The 22,076-nt window shown below is 69.6% G+C and carries 20 protein-coding genes; 13 read left to right on the forward strand and 7 right to left on the reverse strand.

The window, feature by feature from the left end; translation table 11 throughout:
- The first annotated feature begins 2 nt into the window (after positions 1 to 2).
- Genes secF through ACFXKA_RS21920 form a run of 3 tightly spaced genes read left to right on the forward strand, consistent with a single transcriptional unit; the run spans position 3 to position 3,578 of the window.
- On the forward strand, positions 3 to 1,232 hold the full coding sequence (secF, locus tag ACFXKA_RS21910; RefSeq protein WP_379428658.1) for a protein translocase subunit SecF: 1,230 nt from the start codon (positions 3 to 5) through the stop codon (positions 1,230 to 1,232).
- A 17-nt stretch (positions 1,233 to 1,249) separates the two neighbouring features.
- On the forward strand, positions 1,250 to 2,968 hold the full coding sequence (locus ACFXKA_RS21915) for an ABC transporter substrate-binding protein (RefSeq protein ID WP_379428659.1): 1,719 nt from the start codon (positions 1,250 to 1,252) through the stop codon (positions 2,966 to 2,968).
- Positions 2,969 to 3,005: 37 nt separating this feature from the next.
- A complete protein-coding gene (locus ACFXKA_RS21920) occupies positions 3,006 to 3,578 on the forward strand; it encodes an adenine phosphoribosyltransferase (RefSeq protein WP_354837208.1) in 573 nt (190 codons plus the stop codon).
- A 4-nt stretch (positions 3,579 to 3,582) separates the two neighbouring features.
- On the opposite strand, the gene ACFXKA_RS21925 is transcribed toward ACFXKA_RS21920, so the two are convergent.
- A complete protein-coding gene (locus ACFXKA_RS21925) occupies positions 3,583 to 4,065 on the reverse strand; it encodes a lipase family protein (protein ID WP_379428660.1) in 483 nt (160 codons plus the stop codon).
- A gap of 392 nt (positions 4,066 to 4,457) precedes the next feature.
- On the opposite strand from ACFXKA_RS21925, the gene ACFXKA_RS21930 reads away from it, so the two are divergent.
- A complete protein-coding gene (locus ACFXKA_RS21930) occupies positions 4,458 to 4,670 on the forward strand; it encodes a helix-turn-helix domain-containing protein (RefSeq protein ID WP_379428661.1) in 213 nt (70 codons plus the stop codon).
- On the opposite strand, the gene ACFXKA_RS21935 is transcribed toward ACFXKA_RS21930, so the two are convergent.
- Positions 4,667 to 4,954, reverse strand: a complete 288-nt coding sequence (locus tag ACFXKA_RS21935) for a hypothetical protein (protein WP_379428662.1) — start codon at positions 4,952 to 4,954, stop codon at positions 4,667 to 4,669. The genes ACFXKA_RS21930 and ACFXKA_RS21935 overlap by 4 nt on opposite strands.
- Before the next feature lie 115 nt (positions 4,955 to 5,069).
- On the opposite strand from ACFXKA_RS21935, the gene ACFXKA_RS21940 reads away from it, so the two are divergent.
- The 8 genes from ACFXKA_RS21940 to ACFXKA_RS21975 all read left to right on the forward strand — a co-directional run bounded on the left by ACFXKA_RS21940 (position 5,070) and on the right by ACFXKA_RS21975 (position 15,574).
- Positions 5,070 to 7,049: a peptidoglycan DD-metalloendopeptidase family protein gene (locus ACFXKA_RS21940; RefSeq protein WP_379428663.1), complete on the forward strand. Its 1,980-nt coding sequence runs from the start codon at positions 5,070 to 5,072 to the stop codon at positions 7,047 to 7,049.
- Positions 7,050 to 7,093: 44 nt separating this feature from the next.
- A complete protein-coding gene (locus tag ACFXKA_RS21945; RefSeq protein WP_379428664.1) occupies positions 7,094 to 7,573 on the forward strand; it encodes an RrF2 family transcriptional regulator in 480 nt (159 codons plus the stop codon).
- 65 nt (positions 7,574 to 7,638) lie between these two features.
- Positions 7,639 to 8,844: an MFS transporter gene (locus tag ACFXKA_RS21950; RefSeq protein WP_379428665.1), complete on the forward strand. Its 1,206-nt coding sequence runs from the start codon at positions 7,639 to 7,641 to the stop codon at positions 8,842 to 8,844.
- Between the two features lie 172 nt (positions 8,845 to 9,016).
- Positions 9,017 to 10,615 (forward strand): ABC-F family ATP-binding cassette domain-containing protein, encoded by a 1,599-nt coding sequence (locus ACFXKA_RS21955; RefSeq protein WP_379428666.1) that lies wholly within the window; start codon positions 9,017 to 9,019, stop codon positions 10,613 to 10,615.
- A gap of 209 nt (positions 10,616 to 10,824) precedes the next feature.
- Complete coding sequence (locus ACFXKA_RS21960) at positions 10,825 to 13,185, forward strand: RelA/SpoT family protein (RefSeq protein WP_379428667.1); 2,361 nt, start codon at positions 10,825 to 10,827, stop codon at positions 13,183 to 13,185.
- Between the two features lie 122 nt (positions 13,186 to 13,307).
- Positions 13,308 to 14,225, forward strand: coding sequence for a patatin-like phospholipase family protein (locus ACFXKA_RS21965; RefSeq protein WP_379428668.1), 918 nt, complete (start codon positions 13,308 to 13,310; stop codon positions 14,223 to 14,225).
- 90 nt (positions 14,226 to 14,315) lie between these two features.
- Positions 14,316 to 14,624, forward strand: a complete 309-nt coding sequence (locus ACFXKA_RS21970) for a pyrimidine/purine nucleoside phosphorylase (protein WP_354837226.1) — start codon at positions 14,316 to 14,318, stop codon at positions 14,622 to 14,624.
- 77 nt (positions 14,625 to 14,701) lie between these two features.
- The gene (locus tag ACFXKA_RS21975; RefSeq protein WP_379428669.1) at positions 14,702 to 15,574 is read left to right on the forward strand and encodes an LLM class flavin-dependent oxidoreductase; all 873 of its coding nucleotides are present in this window, start codon (positions 14,702 to 14,704) and stop codon (positions 15,572 to 15,574) included.
- Between the two features lie 25 nt (positions 15,575 to 15,599).
- Here ACFXKA_RS21975 and ACFXKA_RS21980 read toward each other — a convergent pair whose 3' ends face one another.
- Positions 15,600 to 16,748, reverse strand: a complete 1,149-nt coding sequence (locus ACFXKA_RS21980) for an epoxide hydrolase family protein (RefSeq protein ID WP_379428670.1) — start codon at positions 16,746 to 16,748, stop codon at positions 15,600 to 15,602.
- A 63-nt stretch (positions 16,749 to 16,811) separates the two neighbouring features.
- On the opposite strand from ACFXKA_RS21980, the gene ACFXKA_RS21985 reads away from it, so the two are divergent.
- The gene (locus ACFXKA_RS21985) at positions 16,812 to 17,756 is read left to right on the forward strand and encodes a helix-turn-helix transcriptional regulator (protein ID WP_379428671.1); all 945 of its coding nucleotides are present in this window, start codon (positions 16,812 to 16,814) and stop codon (positions 17,754 to 17,756) included.
- A 57-nt stretch (positions 17,757 to 17,813) separates the two neighbouring features.
- Here ACFXKA_RS21985 and ACFXKA_RS21990 read toward each other — a convergent pair whose 3' ends face one another.
- From ACFXKA_RS21990 to ACFXKA_RS22005, 4 genes are all read right to left on the reverse strand, one after another.
- On the reverse strand, positions 17,814 to 18,644 hold the full coding sequence (locus tag ACFXKA_RS21990) for an alpha/beta hydrolase (protein WP_354837234.1): 831 nt from the start codon (positions 18,642 to 18,644) through the stop codon (positions 17,814 to 17,816).
- 146 nt (positions 18,645 to 18,790) lie between these two features.
- The gene (locus ACFXKA_RS21995) at positions 18,791 to 19,825 is read right to left on the reverse strand and encodes an NAD-dependent epimerase/dehydratase family protein (RefSeq protein WP_354837236.1); all 1,035 of its coding nucleotides are present in this window, start codon (positions 19,823 to 19,825) and stop codon (positions 18,791 to 18,793) included.
- 13 nt (positions 19,826 to 19,838) lie between these two features.
- Complete coding sequence (locus tag ACFXKA_RS22000; protein ID WP_379428672.1) at positions 19,839 to 20,147, reverse strand: hypothetical protein; 309 nt, start codon at positions 20,145 to 20,147, stop codon at positions 19,839 to 19,841.
- 9 nt (positions 20,148 to 20,156) lie between these two features.
- A complete protein-coding gene (locus tag ACFXKA_RS22005) occupies positions 20,157 to 21,830 on the reverse strand; it encodes a fatty acid CoA ligase family protein (RefSeq protein ID WP_379428673.1) in 1,674 nt (557 codons plus the stop codon).
- Positions 21,831 to 22,076 lie beyond the last annotated feature (246 nt).

The following is a 22,076-nucleotide window of genomic DNA, read 5'->3' on the forward strand; positions in this document are numbered from 1 at the left end:
TCATGGCCAAGTCCTCTCCCGTCGTCGTGGATTCCGACTCCGAGCTCGACTACGAGGCCGTGCCGACAGGCAAGCGGCACAGCCTGTTCGAGCGGCTCTACACCGGTACCGGTGGTTTCGAGATCGTCGGCAAGCGCAAGGTGTACTACGGCATCGCGGCGGCGCTGATCGCCATCGCGGTGGCCAGCATGGTGTTCAAGGGCTTCACCCTGGGCATCGACTTCGCGGGCGGCTCCCGGATCCAGCTGCCCGCCTCGGACAGCGTCACCACCTCGAAGGTGGAGGACGTCTACCGGTCCACGCTCGGCCACGACCCGGTCACCGTGCAGAAGGCGGGCGCGGGGTCCTCGGCGACCATCCAGATCCGTTCCGACACGCTGAGTGCCGAGCAGGCCGACAAGCTGCAGACCGCGCTGTTCGACACCTTCCATCCGAAGGACTCCAACGGCCAGGCCAGCCGCAATGCCATCAGCGTCGCCGAGATCAGCGGGACCTGGGGTGGCCAGGTCACCAAGAAGGCGCTGCTGGCGCTGGTGGTGTTCGTCGGCTTGACCACGCTGTACATCGCGATTCGCTTCGAACGCGATATGGCGTTCGCGGCGATCGGCTCGCTGTTCTTCAACCTGATCGTCACCGCGGGCATCTACTCGCTGGTCGGTTTCGAGGTGACACCGGCGGCGGTCATCGGTCTGCTCACCATCCTGGGCTATGTGCTCTACGACAACGTGGTCGTCTTCGACAAGGTCGAGGAGAACACCCGCGGTGTCCTGCACCTGACCAAGCACACCTACGCGGAGAAGGCGAACCTGGCGGCCAACCAGACGCTGATGCGCTCGATCAACACCACCGTCATCGGCATCCTGCCGATCATCGGCATGCTGGTGGTCGCGGTGTGGCTGCTCGGTGTCGGCACCCTCAAGGATCTGGCGCTGGTGCAGCTGGTCGGCATGATCGTGGGTGGCTACTCGTCCATCTTCTTCGCGGTGCCGGTGCTGGTGACGCTCAAGGAGACCTGGGGTCCGGTGGCCGCGCACACCAAGAAGGTGCTCAACCGCCGCTCCGGCGGCGCGAAGGCGCGGGTGGGCGTGGCGGCCGCCGAGCGGGCCGGCGCCGCGGGCCGTGGCGCCGACGCCAACGGTTTCGGACGCGACCACGCGCCGCGCAGTCAGAGCGCCGGGGCGCCGCGTCCCGGGGCCCGGCCGAGTGGGAAACGACAGCAGCGACGGCACTGAGCGCAGGGGGTGCGACCGTGAAGCAAGATCACAGGGTTGTGCGCCGGACCGCCGTCGCGCTGGTGGCGGGTACCCTCGCCGCCGGTGCGCTGGCCGCGTGCTCCAGCAAGAATCAGGTGCCCTCGATCGGGTACGGCGTGGACGCGGTCATCGCCAGCTACAACGGCGGCAGCACGCTGGGCGCGAACAGCGGTACGGCCGCGGTGTTCTCGCGGGTGCTGACCGGGTTCTTCTATACCGGCCCGGACGGGCAGCCGGTGGCCGACACCGACACCGGCACCGCCAAGGAGGTCCCGGGCGACGCGCAGACCATCCAGTACCGCCTCGCCCCGGAGGGCGTCTACTCCGACGGCGTGGCGACCTCCTGTGATGACCTGGTGCTGACCTGGGCGGCGCGCAGCGGACGATTCACCAAGGCCGGTCCGGGCGGGCCGGTGCCGCTGTTCGACGCCGCGAGCACCGACGGCTACCGCGATATCGAGCGGGTGGACTGTCAGCCCGGATCCAAGGACGCCACCGTGGTGTTCCGGCCGGGCAAGCACTATTCGGCGTGGAAGACGCTGTTCAATGCCACCGAGCTGATGCCCGCGCACGTGATCGCCGCACAGGTGAAGATCCCGAGTGTGGTGACACCGGTGCAGACCGGGGATCAACCCACCCTCGAGCGCATCGCCGACTTCTGGAACAACGGCTGGAAGCTCGCCCCGGGCAAGGTGGACCTGACACTGCTGCCGTCCTCGGGGCCGTACCGGATCGACTCGTTCGGTGACAAGGACGGTCTGGTGCTGGTCAAGAACGAGAAGTGGTGGGGCAATCAGCCCCGGACGCCGCGGATCGTGGTGTGGGACCGGCACTCCGACCTGAAGTCGAAGGTGTCGGACAAGTCGATCGGCGTGCTCGATGTGGGCGCCGGGTCGCTGGGCGAGGTGAGCCTGGGCGGGTTCCACAAGCAGAATCTGCCGGGCCGCGGCGTCGAGCAGCTGGTGCTGAGCACCGGCGGGGTGTTCGGATCGGCGGATGCGCGCCGGGCGTTCGCGCTGTGCGTGCCGCGGCAGGCGTTGTTCGACAAGTTCGGGCACCCGGGCTACGACGTCAAGCTGGGGCTGGGTGCGAGTCTGCTGAATTCCCGGACGGTTCAACAGGATTCGGTGTACTACTCGGCGATCTCGGGTGCGGGTGACAAGTACAAGGGCGGTGACGCCACCGCCACCCAGGCCGCGGCGACCTCGGGTGTCCAGAACCAGACCGTGCGCATCGGCTACGTCAAGCCGGACGAGCGGCGCGCGGCCACGGTGACCGCGATCGCCGACGCCTGCAAGGCCGCGGGCATCACCGTGGTCGACGCGGGCGCACCGGATTTCACCGCGTCGCAGCTCACCGACGGCAAGGTCGACGCCATCCTGGGCGGCACCGCCGGCATGCCGGGCCCGTCGGGTTCCTTGACCGGCACCGACGCCATCGCGTCGCTGCGCACCGGCGCGGGGCTGAATTTCGGCCGGTTCGGCAACGGCCGCTACGATGCCATCGCGGATCAGCTTGCGGCCGAGGACAACTCGGGCACCGTGCTGAACCTGCTGACCGAGCAGGAGAACCTGCTCTGGAGCGAGATGCCGTCGGTTCCGCTGTTCGCCGCCCCCCGCACCATCGGGTTCGGCGACGGTATGGAGAACGGCATCGCCAGTCCCACCGAGGCGGGAGCGGGCTGGAACATGGATCGCTGGGTGCTGAAACGGTGAGAGCCGTGGTGGCGTGGTGAATGAGGAGTGGGTGCGGATGAGCAAGCACGAGATGATGGAGACGGCCGAGGTGGCGGGGGAGCGGGCCGCCCGCGCGGAGGCCGCGGTGCAGCGGTTGACCCGCTGGCGTGACGACTTCCCGACGCCGGGAGTGCGTTTCGCGGACCTGTCCCCGGTGTTCGCCGATTCCGAGGGCTTCCGCGCGGTGCTGGACTGCTTGGCGGCCTGCGCCCCCGACGCCGACCTGGTGGCGGGTGTCGACGCGCGCGGGTTCCTGCTGGGGGCGGGCGTGGCCGCCACGCTGGGCACCGGCGTGATCGCGGTCCGCAAGGCGGGCAAGCTGCCGCCGCCGGTCATCTCGCGTGAGTACACCCTCGAATACGGTTCGGCGGCACTGGAGATCCCGGCCGACGGCATCGATCTGAAGGGCCGTAAGGTCCTGCTGCTCGACGACGTGCTCGCCACCGGCGGCACCCTCGCCGCGGCGGCCGAGCTGTTCGCCGCCGCCGGGGCCGAGGTGGTCGCGGCGGCGGTGGTGCTCGAGCTCGGCTTCCTCAAAGGCCGTGAGCGCCAGGGTGATTACCCGCTGACCTCCATCGTCGAGCTGTGACCGGTCACCTCCCCGCCCCGATGGCCTGACCGATCAGGGCCTGCACCGCGGTGGGGACGATCTCCCCGAGGGTCTGCCAGAACCGGGGCTCGGCCATCACGAGGACCGGATCGGTGATGGTGCCGCCCTCGGGGGCCGGAACGCCGTCGAGACGATCGCGCGGCCAGTGGAAGACCCCGGGCAGCTGCCCGGCGACACCGGTGATGTGCTCGGCCACCAGTTCCCGTTCGTAGACGACGCTGGGTGCGCCCTCGGCACAGTACTTGTCCACCAGGCGGTCGACGCCGGCGTTCGGCAGGATCTCGTCGTACTGCGCATGATAGATGTACACCGGCATGGACGGTTTTCGTGCCACGACAATGTGGGCTGAACCGTCCCGGACAAGGGTGGTCGCGGTCTCTGTGCACGGGCTCAGGGTTGATCGGCCGGATTTGGTGGAATGACAGGCCGGTCCGGCGGTGGCGGCTATTCGCCCTGCTGGATTCATTTGCCCTGCAAAGGGATTCGGTCGCGAAAACAATGTACCGGTCAGTAACCGACCCGAGGATCCGGCCGCGTTCGCGGACTTCCTGGCGACCCACCTGCCCGAGGCCGCGCGGGAGGTCCTGGCGGCGGTGGTGCGCAGCGTCCCGGATTACGAGCAGTTGCCTCGGGATCTGCTGGAGCGGGACGTGATCCATCGTGCCGAGGGCAATCTGCGGCTGTTCGCGCGACTGCTGGGGGAGGGACGCGAACCCCGGGCGGGCGATCTGGACGACCTGATCGCGGTCGCGGTGCGGTGGGCGCGCGAGGGTATCCCGCTGGACGCGGTGCTGGCGGTGTATCACCAAGGGGCGCTGGCGGCCTGGAACTTCCTCACGGCGCAGGCGCGGACGGAATATGAGCGGGAGGAGCTGCTGCGGGCCGTGCCGCAGTTGCTGCGACCACAATCGCGTCGCGGCCGCCGAGTCGCTGGTCGTGCACCGGAACACCCTGAACTACCGCCTGAACCGCATCGCCGCCCTTACCGGATACGATCCCGGCCGCTCCGAGCACACACCCCTGTTCGCCGCGGCTCTCACCGCGTTCGATCTCTCGGCCGCCGGCCTCTAGCGGGCAATGACCCGGGCGACGAAACCGGTGACCACCAGCCAGAAGACCGCCGCCAGGCCGTAATTCAGGATGGTGTCGACGTTCGGGCTGCCGGTGTGGAACAGCCCTGGGAAGAATAATGCGAGAGGTTCGGCGAGCCCCTTGATGAAGACGAAGAACTTATTGGACTGATCCGCGTTGAGGATCAGCATCAGGATGTAGACGCCCTCGACGAGGGCGAACAACGCGCCGACGCCGCTGATGATGCGAGCGGCGTGGACTTCATTGCGGACGACGTACGGCATATCAGGGGGATGCCCGCTGTATGCCTGTTGAAACAGACACACAGATCCGTGAAACCGTGTGTCCGCCATGGCATGATGTCCGGGTGATCACCGCGGCGGCCGGGAGCGTTCGGGCGTGAAGCCCAAAGTCCTCGTAGGTGGGGCGGTCGCCCTGGTGCTGGGTCTGCTGACCCTCGTCCTCGTTATCATCCTGCCCGCCAGCGAGACCAGTTGCGGCCCGGGCACACCCGGCGTTCCGGCCGTCACCTCGGCCCGCACCGAACCCAACTGCCCCACCACCGGCTCGCCCGTCGAGGCCGGTCTGCAGGAGGGCGCGCTGCGCGTGCTGCGCTGCACGGTGGCCCACTTCGGCATGATGGACATGCGCGGCATCGTGAACGACGACTCCGTTCCGGACCTGAAGGCCGGGCGCTCGGTGGAATTCATCGTCGGCGCGGACTCGGGCAAGGGCGACGCCATCGTCTCGTTCCTGCAGCAGAACGCGGCCGCCTTCCGGGTCGACTACCTGATCTGGAAGCAGCGCAGCTGGACTCCCGGCGCGGCCGCCGGCACCGAGTGGAGCCCGCTCGGCGACCGCGGCGACGCCGCCCGCAATCACCTGGACCGGGTCCAGGTCACCATCAAGGACGTCGCCCCCACCTCCACCGAGCTCGCGCCGGCCAATGCCTCCATGGCGGCGGCGCCCGGCACGGTGAACGAGGCGGGCAGCCTCATCGGGGCCGGACGGCACCAATATCCGCTCGCCGCAGGCACATTCACCGTCAGCGACGTGTTCGGCGCGCGCGGCGGCACCCATATGGGCGTCGACCTGGCGGCCCCCGCGGGCACGCCGATCTACGCCGCCGCCGACGGGCTGGTGGTGGCCGCGGGCGCGGCGTCCGGCTTCGGCGACTGGGTGGTCATCGACTCCCTCGATGGCAGCGGCCGCCGGTACTCCACCGTGTACGGGCACATGTACCAGAACGGCATCTTCGTGCACACCGGTGACGTCGTGCAGATGGGCCAGCGCATCGCCGACGTCGGCAGCAATGGCGAATCCTCCGGCCCGCACCTGCATTTCGAGCTGGTGCCCGGCGGGCGGCTGACCGGCGGGCACCAGGTCGACCCCATGCCGTGGCTGGCCGGCGGCAGCATTCCCGCACCCAGTACGCCCTACTGCGAGAACGGATTCGGCACGCCGGGCGGCAATCTCGCCTCCGGGAAGGTGCCGCCCGAACTCGAGATCTGGTACCGCCGCGCGGGTTCGCTGTGCCCGGAGATCGGCGCCTCGCTGCTGGCCGCCCAGGGCCAGGCCGAATCCGGGTTCCGCACCGACGCGGTGTCCCCGGACGGCGCGCAGGGCATCGCCCAGTTCATGCCCGGCACCGCCAAGGCCCTCGCGCCCGACGGACAGCCGTACGTCATCGACGCCGACGGCAAAGGCTATGCCAGCGTGCTGGATCCGGCCGACGCCATCATCGGGCAGGGGCGCTACATGTGCGCCATCGCCAAGACCATCGAGTCCTGGATGTCGGAGGGCAAGGTCTCCGGCGACCTCACCGCGCTCACCATCGCCGCCTACAACGCCGGTGAGGGCGCGGTGCTCGCCTCCGGCGGTATGCCCAACCAGATCTCCCGGCACTACACCGAGACCCGGCCGTACGTGGCGCGGATCCTGGCCGCCGAGCCCGGATTCCGCAGCCTCGGCAGCGAGGGCCGGTTCCAGGCCGACCCGAACGCCGATCTGGGAGCGCAGATCGTGGCGGCGGGACAGCAATGGGTCGGCACCCCTTACGTTTTCGGCGGTGGCGGCCCGGGTGGGCCCAGCGACGGCGGATTCGACCAGGCGGGCTTCACCGCGGCCGCGGTATTCGCCGCCAGCGGCAGCGCCATCAGCCTGCCGCGCACGGCCGAACAGCAGTGGGAACAGGGCGTGGAGGTCCAGCTGCTCAATGCCGAGCCCGGCGATCTGGTGTTCGGGTCCTTCGGCCCGCGCGGGCCCTCGGATGTCGGCGTCTACACCGGCAGTGGCCGCATGCTGCACGCCGAATCCGGCGGCACGGTGACCGAGGTGCCGCTCTCGAACGGCATGAAGGCCCGCCGCATCAGTCGCTGAATCGGGGTTGGCCCGGGTATTCGGGACATGTATTATCCCTATTCATGATGATGGGTGAAGGCGTCGAATGGGGACTGCACTGCTGCACGGTGCTGGCCTGGCTCGACGATCATGCGCCGATCGCCACCGCCCGCCTGGCCGAGATCTTCGAGCTGCCGCCCGAATACCTGAAGAAGCGGCTGCAACCGCTGGTGCGCGAGGGAATCCTCGACTCCACGCCCGGCGCGCGCGGGGGCTACCGGCTGGCGCGCACACCCGAGCGCATCACGCTCATGGACGTGGTGTCCGCGGTCGAGGGGCGCACGGAAGCCTTCCGCTGCACCGAGATTCGCCGCCGCGGGGCCGGAGCCACCCGGGCGAGTACGGAATTCGCCAAACCGTGCGGCATCGCCCGGGCCATGGGGCGCGCCGAGCTGGCCTGGCGGCGCGAGCTGGCCGCGCAGACCGTAGCCGACCTGATGGCCGCCGCCCCGGTCAATGCCTCGGCTCACACACGCAGCTTCTATGAACATGTGACCGCCTGAGCGGTCGCGCCGCTCGCGAGAAACCGACCCGGCCCGCGCCGGGTTTTTTCGGAAGGAGATTCGGGATGGCTAATATCCCGGTTGCTGTCCGGCCGTCGACGGCCGAGACCACGGCCGCGCCGAACGGGTTGCGGCGCACCCTGATCCTGGCATTGGGCACCTTCGCGGTCGGCACCGACTCGTTCATCCTGGCCGGGTTCCTGCCGGATCTGGCCGGATCGCTGCGGGTGTCCACGGCGACCGCGGGCGCGGCGGTGACGGTGTTCGCGGCGGCCTATGCGCTGGGGTCGCCGGTGCTGGCCACGATGACCGCGCGGCTGCCGCGCCGGGCGCTGCTGGTGTCGGCGCTGTTGGTGCTCGCGCTGGCGAATCTGGGATCGGCACTCGCGCCGACGTTCGCGATTCTGCTGGCCACCCGGATCGTGGCCGCGCTGGGAGCGGCGGCCTTCACGCCCAATGCGGGCGCGGTGTCTGCGGCGCTGGTGCCGCCGCAAGCGCGCGGGCGGGCGCTGGCGGTGGTCGTCGGCGGCCTGACCATCGCGACCGCGCTGGGCGTGCCGCTGGGTGATCTGCTGGGGCACTGGCTGGGCTGGCGGTCGGCGCTGACCGGGGTCGCGATCGGGTGCCTGCTGGCGGCGGCCGGTGTGGCGGCGTGGGTGCCGGCGCTGCCCGGCAATCCCGCGGTCCCGCTGGCGAAACGGCTGGCGGTGCTGCGCAATCGGTCGGTCGCGGCCGTGCTGCCGCTGACGGTGCTGGGCATGGGGGCGGCGTATGTCGTGTACGCGTATGCCGTTCCGGCGTTGGGGGCCTTGGGAATCGGGGCCGCCACGACCGCGTGGATGCTGATGCTGTACGGGGTGGGCGCGGTGGCGGGCAACCTGTCGTCCGGTTACGCCACCGACCGCTTCGGCGCCACCCGGGTGCTGACCGCCGGATACGCGCTGATGGCGGCGACCCTGGCGAGCATGGGTGTGCTGGCGGCGACGGACACCCGTGTTCCCGCCCTGGTCGGGTTGCTGGCCCTGGGCTGGGGTGCGGCCAGCTGGTGCCAGACGCCGGCGCAGCAGCACCGGCTCATCGCGGCCGCGCCGCAGGAGTCCGGGCTGGTGGTGGCGTTGAACGCCTCCTGCATCTACGTCGGTATCGGCGCGGGGACCGCGCTCGGCGGCATCACCCTGGGGCACGGCGCGACGGTCATGTACGGCCTGGCCGCCCTGCTGGCCGTGATCGCGCTCGGCTACCTGCGGTGCACCGCGCGAGCCGCGCGCTGACCGGCGGTGAGACTCGGCTCACGAAATATGTTCTTGCACGGGCTCGTTGATCTCGGTTACCGTAGTCGAGTTCTTTTCCCGTCCGATCGGAGACATGCCGTTGCTCTTCTGAGGTGATCGCCGAGTGGCCCGCAATCGCGCGCCGCATTCGCTCACTCTCGGGGAGGCCCGCATGTCAATGCCCGTTATTTCCATTTCCGATCTCACCTTCGCGTGGCCGGACGGCACCGGAGTCTTCGACGGTCTCGACGCCCAGCTCGGACCCGGTCACCTCGGCCTGGTCGGCAGCAATGGTGCGGGGAAGTCCACCCTCTTCCGCCTGATCACCGGCGAACTGCGCCCCGGGCGCGGTTCGGTGAGCATTCCGGGGCGGTTCGGGTACCTGCGTCAGGACCTCGGATTGGCCGCGGGGCAGCGGGTCGACGCGGTGCTCGGGCTGGCCGGGATCCGGAAAGCCCTGCACCGCATCGAATCCGGATCCGGTACCGACGCCGACTTCGAAACCGTGGGCACCGCCTGGGATATCGAGGAACGCGCCGTGGCACTGCTCGGACGGCTCGGATTGCATTACGTCGCAGGGGATGTCGCGCAACTGGACCGGCGGCTCGACACCCTCTCCGGCGGCGAGACCGTACTGCTGGGCCTGGTCGCCGAGCTGCTGCGCGAACCCGACGTCCTGCTGCTGGACGAACCGACCAACAACCTCGATCAGGTGGCGCGGCAACGCCTCTACGAGGTCGTGGGCCAGTTCCCCGGCACCGTGCTCACCGTCAGCCACGACCGTGAACTGCTCGACCGCGTGGACGCCGTCGCCGAGCTGCGCCAGGGCGAGATCCGGCTCTTCGGCGGCAATTTCAGCGAGTACGAGCGGATCATCGAGCTCGAGCAGGACGCCGCCCGCGCGGCGATCCGGGAGGCGCGCAGCGATGTCCGCAAGCAGGCGCGCGAACTCGTCGAGGCCCGCATCAAACTCGATCGGCGGCAACGCTACGGGCAGAAGATGTGGGACCAGAAGCGCGAACCCAAGATCGTCATGGGGGAGCGCAAACGCCAGGCCCAGGTCTCGGCGGGCAAGCTGCGCAACAACCACATCGGCAAGGTCGAGGAGGCCAGGGATCATCTGACCGACATGCAGGTCCGGCTGCGCGACGACCGCGAGATCCGCGTCGACCTGCCGGACACCCGGCTCTACCCGGGCCAGGATGTGCTCGAGCTGACCGAGGCGCGGCTCCCGTGCGGGCCGACGGTGACGCTGAAAGTCAGTGGCCCCGAACGCATCGCGCTCACCGGCCGCAACGGCATCGGCAAAACCACGCTGCTGCACCGCATCCGGGAGGAGTCGCCCAGGGTGCCCTGGCGCATGCTGCCGCAGCGCCTGGACGTCTTCGACGAATCCAGGTCGGTGTTCGAGAACGTCGCGGCCACCGCGCCGCACGCCTCGGCCGAACAGATCCGGGCCCAGCTGGCCCGGTTCCTGTTCCGCGGCACCGACGCCGATGTGGCGGCCGGCGCGCTCTCCGGCGGTGAGCGGTTGCGCGCGGCCCTGGCCATGCTGCTGCTGGCCGAACCCGCGCCCAAACTGCTGCTGCTCGACGAGCCGACCAACAACCTGGACCTGCCCAGCCTCGCCCATCTCACCGAGGCGCTGGCGAGCTTCCAGGGCGCGCTGCTCGTGGTCAGTCACGACCCGCGCTTCCTCACCGAGATCGGGGTGACCAGGCGGCTGGAACTGACCCCGGAGGGCCTGGTCGAGAGCGCGGGCGAACAATGAGCAGGGAGGCCCGGCCGACACCGGAACAATCCGGGTCCCATGAGGGCGCGAAACCGAGCCCCGACCGGGTATCGTTCATCGCTCCGGAGCTGTTCGGACCGGCGGCGATCGCTGTCCGGTCGGGATCCGATTCCAGGACTAAAGTGGATGATCTGGGTGGTTGAACGGTCCGATATGGTTTTCCGATCGAGGCCGCGAGCGGAGGTGGCATGACACAGCATCTGGAGCAGGCGAACTCGGGGCAATCGCCCGAGGGTGAGTCCGCCACCCCATCGGCCAACGGGCAGTCCGCCGCTCGCAGCACCACCGCCGTTCCCACCTCCGCATCACGTCGCGTCCGCGCGCGCCTGGCCCGCCGCATGACCGGGCAGCGCGGCATCGCCGCCGTCAAGCCGGTGCTCGAGCCCCTCGCCAGCGTGCACCGGGAGCTGTACCCGAAGGCGAATCTCGCTCTGCTGCAACGGGCTTTCGACGTCGCCGACGAGAAGCACGCCCACCAGTTCCGCAAGTCCGGCGACCCGTACATCACGCACCCGCTGGCCGTGGCCAACATCCTGGCCGAGCTGGGCATGGACACCACCACGCTGGTGGCCGCGCTGCTGCACGACACCGTCGAGGACACGGGGTACTCGCTCGACGAGCTGACCGCCGAATTCGGCACCGAGGTCGCCCATCTGGTCGACGGCGTCACCAAGCTGGACAAGGTCAACCTGGGCGCGGCCGCCGAGGCCGAGACCATCCGCAAGATGATCATCGCCATGGCCCGCGATCCCCGCGTCCTGGTGATCAAGGTCGCCGACCGGCTGCACAACATGCGCACCATGCGTTTCCTGCCGCCGGAGAAGCAGGCCAAGAAGGCCCGCGAGACCCTCGAGGTGATAGCGCCGCTGGCACACCGGCTGGGTATGGCAACCGTCAAGTGGGAGCTGGAGGACCTCGCCTTCGCGATCCTGCACCCGAAGAAGTACGACGAGATCGTGCGACTGGTCGCCGACCGCGCGCCATCACGTGACACTTACCTGGCCAAGGTGCGCGCCGAGATCGTGAACACCCTGGCGTCGAGCCGGATCAATGCGGTCGTCGAGGGCCGTCCGAAGCACTACTGGTCGATTTATCAGAAGATGATCGTCAAGGGTAAGGACTTCGACGACATCCACGACCTGGTCGGCATCCGCATCCTCTGCGACGAGGTGCGCGACTGCTACGCCGCGGTCGGTGTCGTGCACTCGCTGTGGCAGCCCATGGCCGGGCGGTTCAAGGACTACATCGCCCAGCCGCGCTACGGCGTCTACCAGTCGCTGCACACCACCGTGGTCGGACCGGACGGCAAGCCCCTGGAGGTGCAGATCCGCACCCAGGACATGCACCGGACCGCCGAGTTCGGCATCGCCGCGCACTGGCGGTACAAGGAGACCAAGGGCAAGCACTCCAACGACTCCACCGAAGTCGACGACATGGCGTGGATGCGTCAGCTGCTCGACTGGCAGCGGGAGGCGGCCGACCCGGCCGAGTTCCTGGAGTCGCTGCGCTTCGACCTCAAATCGCCCGAGATCTTCGTGTTCACGCCCAAGGGTGACGTGATCACCCTGCCGCAGAAGTCCACCCCGGTGGACTTCGCCTACGCCGTGCACACCGAGGTCGGCCACCGGTGCATCGGCGCGCGCGTCAACGGGCGGCTGGTCGCGCTGGAACGGCAGCTGGAGAACGGTGAGGTCGTCGAGATCTTCACCTCCAAGGCCCAGAACGCCGGACCCTCCCGGGACTGGCAGAACTTCGTGGTGTCCCCGCGCGCCAAGGCCAAGATCCGGCAGTGGTTCGCCAAGGAACGCCGCGAGGAGGCCCTCGAGGCGGGCAAGGACGCCATCAGCAAGGAGGTCCGGCGCTCGGGCCTGCCGCTGCAGCGCCTGATGAGCGTCGACGCCATGAGCGCGCTCGCCCACGAGCTGCACTACACCGACATCTCGGCGCTGTACGCGGCCGTCGGCGAGAACCAGGTGTCCGCGCACCACGTGGTGCAGCGGCTCATGGCCCAGCTCGGCGGCGTCAGCGACGTCGAGAACGAACTGGCCGAGCGGTCCACGCCGTCCACCGTGCCGGCGCGTCAGCGCACCACAGGTGATGCGGGCGTGGAGATCCCGGGCGCGCCGGGGACGGTCTCCAAGCTGGCCAAGTGCTGCACCCCGGTGCCCGGCGACGAGATCATGGGCTTCGTGACCCGCGGCGGCGCGGTCAGCGTGCACCGCACCGACTGCACCAACGCCGATTCGCTGCGCTCGGAACCGGAACGGATCATCGAGGTCAAGTGGGCGCCGTCGCCGTCGTCGGTGTTCCTGGTGGCCATCCAGATCGAGGCCCTGGACCGTACCCGCCTGCTGTCGGACGTGACCAAGGTGCTGGCCGACGAGAAGGTCAACATCCTCTCGGCCGCGGTCACCACCTCCGGTGACCGGGTCGCCATCTCCAAGTTCACCTTCGAGATGGGTGACCCCAAGCACCTCGGCCACCTGCTCAACGTGGTCCGCAATGTGGAAGGCGTCTACGACGTCTACCGCGTGACCTCGGCCGCCTGATCCCGTCCCGCCCGGCGAAAGCCGGTGGGGGACAGGTCAGTCCGCGCACAGCAGCGGCTGGGTGGAGCAGCGGAACGCGTCGCCGACTCGATTGCTGGTTCCCGGACGGGTAGGAGATCCATATGTCGACGGGCAAGCGCGTCAAACTCGCCCTGGGTAGTGGCGGCGCACGCGGATACGCGCACATCGGCGTGATCGCCGAGCTTCAGGACCGCGGCTACGAGATCGTCGGCGTGGCCGGATCGTCGATGGGGGCACTCGTCGGCGGGCTGTTCGCCGCTGGGCGGCTCGACGAATTCACCTCCTGGGCAACCACTCTCGGTCAGTTCGAGGTGGCGCGGCCGCTGGATCCGGCGTTCAGCGAACCGGGCGTGATTCGTGCGGGCAAGGTCCTCGACCGGATCCGCGAGATGCTCGGCGCCCTGCGCATCGAGGACCTGCCCATCCCGTATGTCGCGGTGGCCACCGATATGACGACCGGGCGGTCGACCTGGTTCCAGGCCGGTGAACTCGATGCCGCCATCCGGGCCTCGATCGCCATTCCCGGATTCATCACCCCGGTGCTCGTCGACGGGCACGTGCTGGTGGACGGCGGTGTGCTCGATCCGCTGCCGGTGGTGGCGACCATGGCGCTGGGCCCCGCGGACATGACCATCGGCGTCGACCTCTCGGGTGCGCCGGACCCGGCCTACGACCGCGCGCAGCCGCGCACGAACTGGTTCACCCAGTGGTGGCGGGCCTCGGCGCAGCGGCTCGGCGGGGCGCGCACCCCGGTCGAGGAGATGCCGGCGCAGCCCCCGGCGCTGAGCAGCATCCGCGCCACCGATGTCGCCCAGCGGGCCATCGATCTCATGCTGGCCGCCCTCACCCGCCAGCATCTGGCCGCCCACCCGCCGGACCTGGTGATCGAGGTGCCGCAGAACATCTGCGGCACCATGGATTTCCATCGCGCCACGCCGATCATCGAGCAGGGGCGGGCGTTGACGGCTCGGGCTCTCGATGCCCTGCCCGACCGCGCCCTCGACGCCCTGCCCGACTGAACGATTGCCCGGCGGTCGCGGGTACGATCGGCGCGAACCGGACCGGCCCGCGCGGCCGGTCGTCACCCGTAGGAAGGGCCCCGTACCAGCATGAAGTTCGAGAATGTCACCGTCACCAAGCGCGCCAACGTCTACTTCGATGGCAAATGTGTGAGCCACAACATCGAACTGGCCGACGGCACCAGCAAGTCGATCGGTGTCATCCTCCCCGCCACCCTGACCTTCAACACGGGTGCGCCGGAGATCATGGAGCTGCTCGAGGGCCAGTGCAACGTCACCCTCGCCGGCGAGTCCGAGGCCGTCACCTACAAGGGCGGCGAGTCGTTCTCCGTGCCGGGCAACTCCAGCTTCCAGATCGAGGTCGTCGAGCCGGTTCACTACGTCTGCCACTTCGGCTGAGTTCCGAACCCTGTGGCCCGGTCGCGAATGTGACCGGGCCACAGCCATTTCCGGCTCCGGCGTGGTACGCATGGGGTATGACGACCCTGGGAGTGGTGTTCCGGCCGCAGCAACCGCCCGAGCGGCTGCGGGACGTGGTGCGGGCGGCGGACGAGTCGGGACTCGACGAGCTGTGGCTGTGGGAGGACTGCTTCCTGGAGGGCGGGATCGCCACGGCCGCAGCGGCGCTCGCGTGGAGTGAGCGGGTGCGGGTCGGGGTGGGGGTGCTCCCGGTGCCACTGCGCAATGTCGCGGTCACCGCGATGGAGCTGGCGACGCTGGAGCGGATGTTCCCCGGGCGGGGGATCTGGGGTGTGGGACACGGGGTTCAGGACTGGATGGGGCAGGTGGGGGAGCGGGTCGCCTCGCCGATCACCCTGCTGCGCGAATACCTCGACGCGCTGCGGGCGCTGCTGGCCGGGCAGCGAATCACGGTGAAGGGCAGGTATGTCCGGCTCGACGACGTCGCGTTGGACTGGCCACCGAGCGCCGCACCGCCGATCCTGGCCGCCGCGACCGGGCCGCGGACACTGAGTGTGGTGGGGGAGGCCGCCGACGGGGTGATCCTCACCAGCTCCACACCCGCCGACGGGATTCGGACGGCCGCCGGGATCGTGCGGGCCGCGCGGCCCGAAGCGCTTGCGGCGCAGCCGTATCCGATCGTCGTGTACCTGCTGGCGGCGACCGGTCCCGGTGCCGCCGAACGGGTGGCCGCGGAGCTGCGCGGCGAGGGACGCGACACCATTCCCGATATCGGTGTGGCGGGAGATGCCCGGGCCATCGCCGACACCGTGCTCCGCTGGATCGAGGCCGGCGCCACCAGCGTGGTCCTGCAACCCACCGGGGACGAACCGGACCCGGTGGGTTTCGTCCGGTTCGCCGCCGAGCAGGTCAGGCCCCTCGTTTCCTGATGCCGCCGAAGGCTTGCCACACGGTCTAGCGCAGGTCGCGGAAGAATTCGCGGATGTCGGCGACCAGCAGCTCGGGTTCTTCCATGGCCGCGAAATGCCCGCCGCGATCCACGTCGACCCAGCGGGTGATGGTGTTGGACTGCTCGCAGTAGCGGCGGATGCAGACGTCGTGCGCGAACGCGATGACACCGGTCGGGACACCGGAGTTCACGCCGGGCACACCCCACTCCCCGGTGTTCGCGTATCCGACGTACGCGGCCGACCCGGCGGTGCCGGTGAGCCAGTAGAGCATGACGGTGGTGAGCAGGCGGTCGCGGTCGATGATCTTGTCGGGATCGACGCCGCGCGGGTGCGTCCACTCGCGGAACTTGTCCATGATCCAGGCCAGCTGGCCGACCGGCGAATCCACCAGCCCGTACGCCAGAGCCTGGGGTCGCGTGGACTGAATCGCGACGTAGCCGAACTCCTCTCGCATGAACGCCTGGATGCGCCGCACCCGGTCCCGCTCGAGCTCGGTGAGCTCGTCGATGTCGTCCGCGGCCGAGGGCGGCGGCAGGTTCGGGCCGCCGTTGACGTGCACGCCGATCACCCGATCCGGTGCCGTGCGGGCCACTTCGGGGCTGACCGCGCCGCCGATGTCGCCGCCCTGCACGGCGTAGCGCTCGTAGCCGAGCCGGTTCATCAGCTCCGCCCAGACCCGGCCGATACGGGCCCGGGTCCAACCGGAGTCGCCGACCGGTCCCGAGAATCCGAACCCGGGCAGCGAGGGAATGATCAGGTGGAAGGCGTCGGCCGGATCGCCACCGTGGGCGCGCGGATCGCTCAGAGGGCCGATGACGTCGAGGAAGTCGGCGATCGAACCAGGCCAGCCGTGGGTGAGCAGCAGCGGCACCGCGCCCGGTTCGGCGGAGCGGATGTGCAGGAAGTGGATGCGCTGCCCTTCGATCTCGGTGACGAATTGCGGATACCGGTTGAGCTCGGCTTCGGCTGCGCGCCAGTCGTATCCGGTGCGCCAGTGGTCGACCAGCGCGCGCAGCCAGTGCACCGGAACGCCGGTGTCCCAGTCGTCGCCGGGCAGCGGGGCGGGCAGGCGCGCGGCATCCAGTCGCCGGCGCAGGTCGTCGAGCTGCTCGGCGGGGATGTCGATGCGGAAGGGCGTGATCTGTTCGCTCATGAGAACCACGGTAGAAGGCAGTTAGGACAGGTTCTGCCCTAGCTGTCCGGCAGAATCGCATTCATGTTGGAAACTTCCGCCCGGCTGCTGCGCCTGCTGTCGCTGCTGCAGACCCCGCGCGAGTGGAGCGGCGCGGAACTGGCCGCCCAGCTCGCGGTCGACGTGCGCACCGTGCGCCGTGACATCGACAAGCTGCGCGCCCTCGGCTATCCCGTCGACGCCACCGCCGGCGCGGCCGGATATCGGCTGGGCGCGGGCGCACAGCTGCCACCGCTGCTGCTCGACGACGAGGAGGCCGTCGCCGTGGCCATGGGATTGCGCACGGCGGCGGGCGGGACCATCGCGGGCATCGAGGAGAGCTCGCTGCGGGCGCTGGCGAAACTCGAGCGGGTCCTGCCCTCGCGGCTACGGCATCGGGTGACGGCCTTGCAGACCGCGACCGTGGCCGTCCCCGATGGCGGCCCGCGCGTCGACCCGGACACCCTGACCGCCATCGCCGCGGCCATCCGTGACCAGCATCGCCTCCGATTCGACTACCGCACCCACGATGGCGAATCCTCGCGCCGGACAACCGAACCGCACCGCCTGGTGCACATCGGCCGCCGCTGGTATCTGACCGGCTGGGACGTCGACCGCGAGGATTGGCGCACCTACCGCGTCGACCGCCTCACCCCGCGCATCCCGACCGGTCCCCGCTTCACGCCACGCGAGGCCCCCGACGCCGCCGCTCAGGTCTCCCGCGGCGTCACCACCGCGCCCTACCGCTATCAGGCCCGCATCACCCTGCTGACCTCGGTCGAGCGTGCGGCCGAGCTGATCGCCCCGACCGTCGGCGTCCTCGAGGCCGTCGACCCGGACACCTGCATCCTGCACACCGGCGCGGATTCACTCGACGCCCTCGCCGTCCACGTGGCGGGTTTCGGTTTCGACTTCCGGATCCTCGAGCCGCCGGAACTGGCGGCTCACCTGCGTGAGCTGGCTACCCGACTGCACCGGGCGGCAGGCTGACGTGTGCGTAGGCGCCCGGGCAGCTGGACCGCCGGCAATGCAAACCCTGCGGCCGTTTCAGCCCGCCAGGGCTGTGCGGGTGGCGGAACGGATGGCGGCCGTGACGGTTTCGGGTTGTTCCAGCATGACCAGGTGGCCGCAGTCGGGGAGTTCGATGGCCTCGGACGGGCACAGGGTGGTGTTGAGGCGGGCGCCGGCGGCGGCGGACAGGATGTGGTTCTTGGCGCCCCAGACGGTGGTGATGGGCGGGAAGCCGGGGGCGGGCCGGAAGTTGTCGAGGACGGCCAGCTTCGGGAGGTCGCGGGCGATGGCGGCGGGTGGGAGCAGGCGGCGGGGTTCGCTCCAGCGGTGGCGCAGGCCGATGAAGGGGGAGGAGCCCATGCCGCGGCCGCGCGGGCCGAGCTGTTCGCGGACGACGAGATTCGCGGCGAAACCGGGCAGCCGGATCGCGCCCGCGACCGAGTCGAGCGGGAGCCGGGCAGCCGCGCGCGCGGTCCATCCGGTGGGCGTGGGACGCAGGGTGGCGGCCGTCAGCGGGCTGCACAGCACCAGGGCGCGCACATTCTGCGGGTTGCGGCGCGCGTACAGCAGGGACAGCGCGCTGCCGAAGCAGTTGCCGACCATCGTGACATGGGTGAGCCCGTGGGTGTCGATGAATTCCGACACCATGCGCACATAGTTGTCGACGGTGTAGCCGTCCTCGGGTGAGTCGGAGTCGCCGTAGCCGAACAGGTCCAGCGCGTACACGGTGTTGGTGGCCGCCAGCGCGCGCGTCTGGTTCACCCAGATGCGCCGGTCACCGCCGATATTGTGCAGGAACAGGATCGGATCCCCGGACCCGGCGCGATCATAGGCGACGGATACGCCGTGATAGTCGAACTCCGGCATCGGGCGCTCTCCTCGTTGAGTAGCGGTGCTGCACTGCGTCTGCGGCCTCGAGGGCCGTCAGCACCGACTCACCCTCGCGCGGTACCAGCCATGTTAGCCGGTACCGCGCGTAACACAAGTTTTTGAGGGGAGCGTCCGAGCGCTGGTCAGCGGGTGGATCCGGCGATCACCTCCCCGCTGCGGATCCAGGATTTCAGTTCGGTCATGCCGGTGTCGCGATCCATTACGGGCCGATATCCGAAATCGCGGGTCGCCGCGGAGGTGTCGTAGGTGCCCGAGCGGGTCATCACCGCCACCGAGTACCGCGACAGCGGCGGCGTCCAGTGTTCGGCGAGATACGGTACCCGCCTGAGGTTTTCGATCACCGACACCACCAGCGCCACGACGCGCGGATCGAGCTTGCGGCCGGGCCGCGGATAGCCGAGGTCCGCGGCGACGTCACCGAGGAACCCCCACACGTCGGTCCGCTCCGCATCGGCGATGAAATACGGCTTGCCGCCGACATTCTCGCTGGCAGCGGCCTTGACCGCGGCCTCGGCGATATTGTCGACATGGCACAGCGAGGCGTACACCTCGCGCCCGGCCGACAGATCCGGCAGGGTCCCGGCCGCCGCCCGTTCGAGCAGCCGCACAATGGGCCCGGATCGGTCGCCCGCACCCCAGATGGCCCGCGGCCGCAGCGCGCAGGTGGTGAATCCGGGCGTATTCGCCTTCAGCACCAGACGTTCGGCGGCGGCCTTGGTCTCGCAGTAATGGTTGAGGTAGCGGCGGGGATACGGAACCGACTCGTCGATGTCGATCTGGTCGCCGCCGTCACGGTCCATGAGCGCGCTCGGACTCGAGATGAACACGAACCGCTGCGCGCCCGCGGCCCGGGCAGCGGCCAGCAATCGCGCGGTGGCGGCGACGTTCTCGGCCCAGAAGCGGGCGCGGGTGCCGCGCTCGTCCACGCGGGCGGCGCTGTGGAACACGACATCGACCCCGGCGACGGCGCGTTCCAGCGAGTCGGGGTCGCCGAGATCGCCCACCACCCGCTCCACCTGGTCGAGCACCGGGGCCAGGTCCCGCAGATTGCTGGTGCGCCGCACCAGAATCGCCACCTCGTGGTCCCCGTCGCGGACCAGCCGGCGCGTGAGCGCGCCGCCCAGGAAGCCGGAGGCCCCCGTCACCAATGCCTTCACGATGCTGCTGCTTTCACGATGCCTCCAGAAGTGTGTGGTCGCGTCGCCGGGCGCGGCCGAGGAGCGGCGTCAGTGCCGCGGTGCCCCAGCCGACCCGGCTGGCCAGTTCGTCGGCGGCCATGCTGACCGGTATGCAGGTGGCCGGATCCGCGGCGCACAGTGCCGCGTCGGCCCACCACAGCAGCCGCAGCGCCGGATTCGACGGGGCGCGCCCTGCCACCGCGGCGATCAGCCCGGCCACCAGATACAGCCGGGCGGCGATCCCGGCCAGGAAGTACAACCGCGTGACCAGTGGAACCACCTGCGGCGCCGGGCTTCTCATGCTGCGGCCCTACCCGTCGAGCTGCTTGGCCGCCCAGACCGCCAGCTTCTCGCGGCCGATCTTGGCATTGTGGCGGATGTCGACCGGGAATCGCGGATGGAACAGGAATTCCGCCACCGGTTTGGTGATGTCGAATTCGTCGCGCCGCCCGCGCAATCGGTCCTCGACCGCGGCCTGGTCGGCCGCCGGCGCCAGCTCCACGCACAGCACCGGCTGCTGGTCTCCGCGCGCACCCACGCCCACCAGCGCGGTGCGGGCCACGCCCTCGACGGTGTTGAACACCTGCTCGACCTGCACGGTGAACATCGGCCCGCTCGCCGTCTCCAGCCGCTGACTCTTGCGCCCGCAGAAGCGGATTCGCCCGGCGTCGTCGATCCAGGCCAGGTCTCCGGTGCGGTGCCAGATCACCTCGCCGTCGGCGATCTTGCCGGTCCGGTTGGCCGCCTGCGGCCAGAAGTAGCGGGGGCTGACATTCGGCCCGGACACCACCAGCTCGCCGATCCCGCGTGACGCCGCCAGATCGGCTGCCCGCGCCTCCACATCCGCCCAGTCCGGTAGTGGATCGTCGGTGATGGCGATGATGCGCGCCTGCACGTGGAGCGCGGGCGTGCCCACGCACACCCCGTACCCGGTGTGCGCCTGCTCCACCAGATCGCCCAGCAGCTCGCGGGATTCGATGGTCGCCATGGGCAGCGCCTCGGTCGCGCCGTAGCCGGAGTACACCTTCGCCGGCTCGGGCAGCACCTGCCGCAGCGCCGCGATGCACCAGTCCGGGACGGGCGCTCCGCCGGAGTAGATGCTCTCGATGCTCGGCAGCGCTGCCCCCGTCTGCTCGATGTGCCGCAGCAGCGGGATCAGCACGGCGGGGGAGGCGAACATGGTCTTCACCTGGTACCGCTGCACCGCGTCGACCACGTGCGCCGGATCGGTCGCCCCGACCTTGGAGGGAATCAGCGGCGGTAGCACGCACCGGGATCCGAGCAGCAGCTCCAGGATGCCCGCCACCGGCGCGGTGATGAGCGAGGTGCCCGGCGCGACGTGCTCGCGCGCGGCGTCCACCTGGTCGATCATGGCGCTGAGATTGCCGTGGGTGAGCACCACCGCCTTGGCGGGCCCGGTGCTGCCGGTGGTGTACGCGATGAGCAGCGGTTCGTCATCGGGCGCGGGCTCGCGTTCGGGCAGCGCGGAAGCCGGTGTGCGGCCCCAGCTTTCGAGGGTGGGTCCCTGCCACCACGAGCGCCCGACCGTGACCGCCATCCGCACCTTGCGGAAGTAGGCGCGGAACACGATGCGCAGCGCCTGCGCCTCGGTGACGCCGACGAAGGCTTCGGCGTCGGCGGCCTGCAGGCAGCGCAGCATCTTGAACATGCCCATGCCCGGGTCGATCACCACCGGCACCGCGCCGATCTTGAACAGCCCGTAGAGGACGGCGTACAGCTCGGGTCCCGGCCGCACCAGCACGATGGTGCGCACGCCGCGGGTGACGCCGGCCTCGGCGAACCGCTCGGCAATGGTGTCCGACCACGCGTCGAGTTCGGCGTAGGTGAGGTGACGGTAATCGGGCAGGCCGTCCCGATTCCTGCCGTCGGCATAGATCACCGCCTCCCGTTCGGGATGGGCGGCGACGATATCGCTGAAACGATCGAGAGCGCGCCAATAAATGGTGGGCAAGGAATGCGACACACTTCCCCCAGTGAATTGTCGAGGAATGCGAGGAATGTATCGGTGAGGCTACACGGGGTGATGTCGGACCGCTAGCCGCGGCGCTCCGTATTCGTTTGATATACAACAGTTTTAGTGTGTCCCCGGGTACCGACACCGGTTCTTCGCAACCCCCTATTCCACCCCTACGGAGTGACTCGCCGATCGGGGTGCGTACCACTTCCTTCCAGCGATTACGCCGCGAAAATTGCTCGAACGCACGGTGAT

The sequence above is a fragment of the Nocardia sp. NPDC059228 genome, from assembly GCF_042754245.1.
Taxonomy (GTDB): Bacteria; Actinomycetota; Actinomycetes; order Mycobacteriales; family Mycobacteriaceae; genus Nocardia.

Coding starts and splice junctions, on each gene's coding strand:
- secF (WP_379428658.1), top strand. CDS start 3: ATGGCCAAGTCCTCTCCCGTCGTCGTGGATTCCGACTCCGAGCTCGAC.
- ACFXKA_RS21970 (WP_354837226.1), top strand. CDS start 14,316: ATGAAGTTCGAGAATGTCACCGTCACCAAGCGCGCCAACGTCTACTTC.
- ACFXKA_RS21930 (WP_379428661.1), top strand. CDS start 4,458: ATGAGCGGGAGGAGCTGCTGCGGGCCGTGCCGCAGTTGCTGCGACCAC.
- ACFXKA_RS21920 (WP_354837208.1), top strand. CDS start 3,006: ATGAGCAAGCACGAGATGATGGAGACGGCCGAGGTGGCGGGGGAGCGG.
- ACFXKA_RS21945 (WP_379428664.1), top strand. CDS start 7,094: ATGATGATGGGTGAAGGCGTCGAATGGGGACTGCACTGCTGCACGGTG.
- ACFXKA_RS21935 (WP_379428662.1), bottom strand. CDS start 4,954: ATGCCGTACGTCGTCCGCAATGAAGTCCACGCCGCTCGCATCATCAGC.
- ACFXKA_RS21980 (WP_379428670.1), bottom strand. CDS start 16,748: ATGAGCGAACAGATCACGCCCTTCCGCATCGACATCCCCGCCGAGCAG.
- ACFXKA_RS22000 (WP_379428672.1), bottom strand. CDS start 20,147: ATGAGAAGCCCGGCGCCGCAGGTGGTTCCACTGGTCACGCGGTTGTAC.
- ACFXKA_RS21975 (WP_379428669.1), top strand. CDS start 14,702: ATGACGACCCTGGGAGTGGTGTTCCGGCCGCAGCAACCGCCCGAGCGG.
- ACFXKA_RS21955 (WP_379428666.1), top strand. CDS start 9,017: ATGTCAATGCCCGTTATTTCCATTTCCGATCTCACCTTCGCGTGGCCG.
- ACFXKA_RS21985 (WP_379428671.1), top strand. CDS start 16,812: ATGTTGGAAACTTCCGCCCGGCTGCTGCGCCTGCTGTCGCTGCTGCAG.
- ACFXKA_RS21965 (WP_379428668.1), top strand. CDS start 13,308: ATGTCGACGGGCAAGCGCGTCAAACTCGCCCTGGGTAGTGGCGGCGCA.
- ACFXKA_RS21960 (WP_379428667.1), top strand. CDS start 10,825: ATGACACAGCATCTGGAGCAGGCGAACTCGGGGCAATCGCCCGAGGGT.
- ACFXKA_RS21925 (WP_379428660.1), bottom strand. CDS start 4,065: ATGAATCCAGCAGGGCGAATAGCCGCCACCGCCGGACCGGCCTGTCAT.
- ACFXKA_RS21950 (WP_379428665.1), top strand. CDS start 7,639: ATGGCTAATATCCCGGTTGCTGTCCGGCCGTCGACGGCCGAGACCACG.
- ACFXKA_RS21990 (WP_354837234.1), bottom strand. CDS start 18,644: ATGCCGGAGTTCGACTATCACGGCGTATCCGTCGCCTATGATCGCGCC.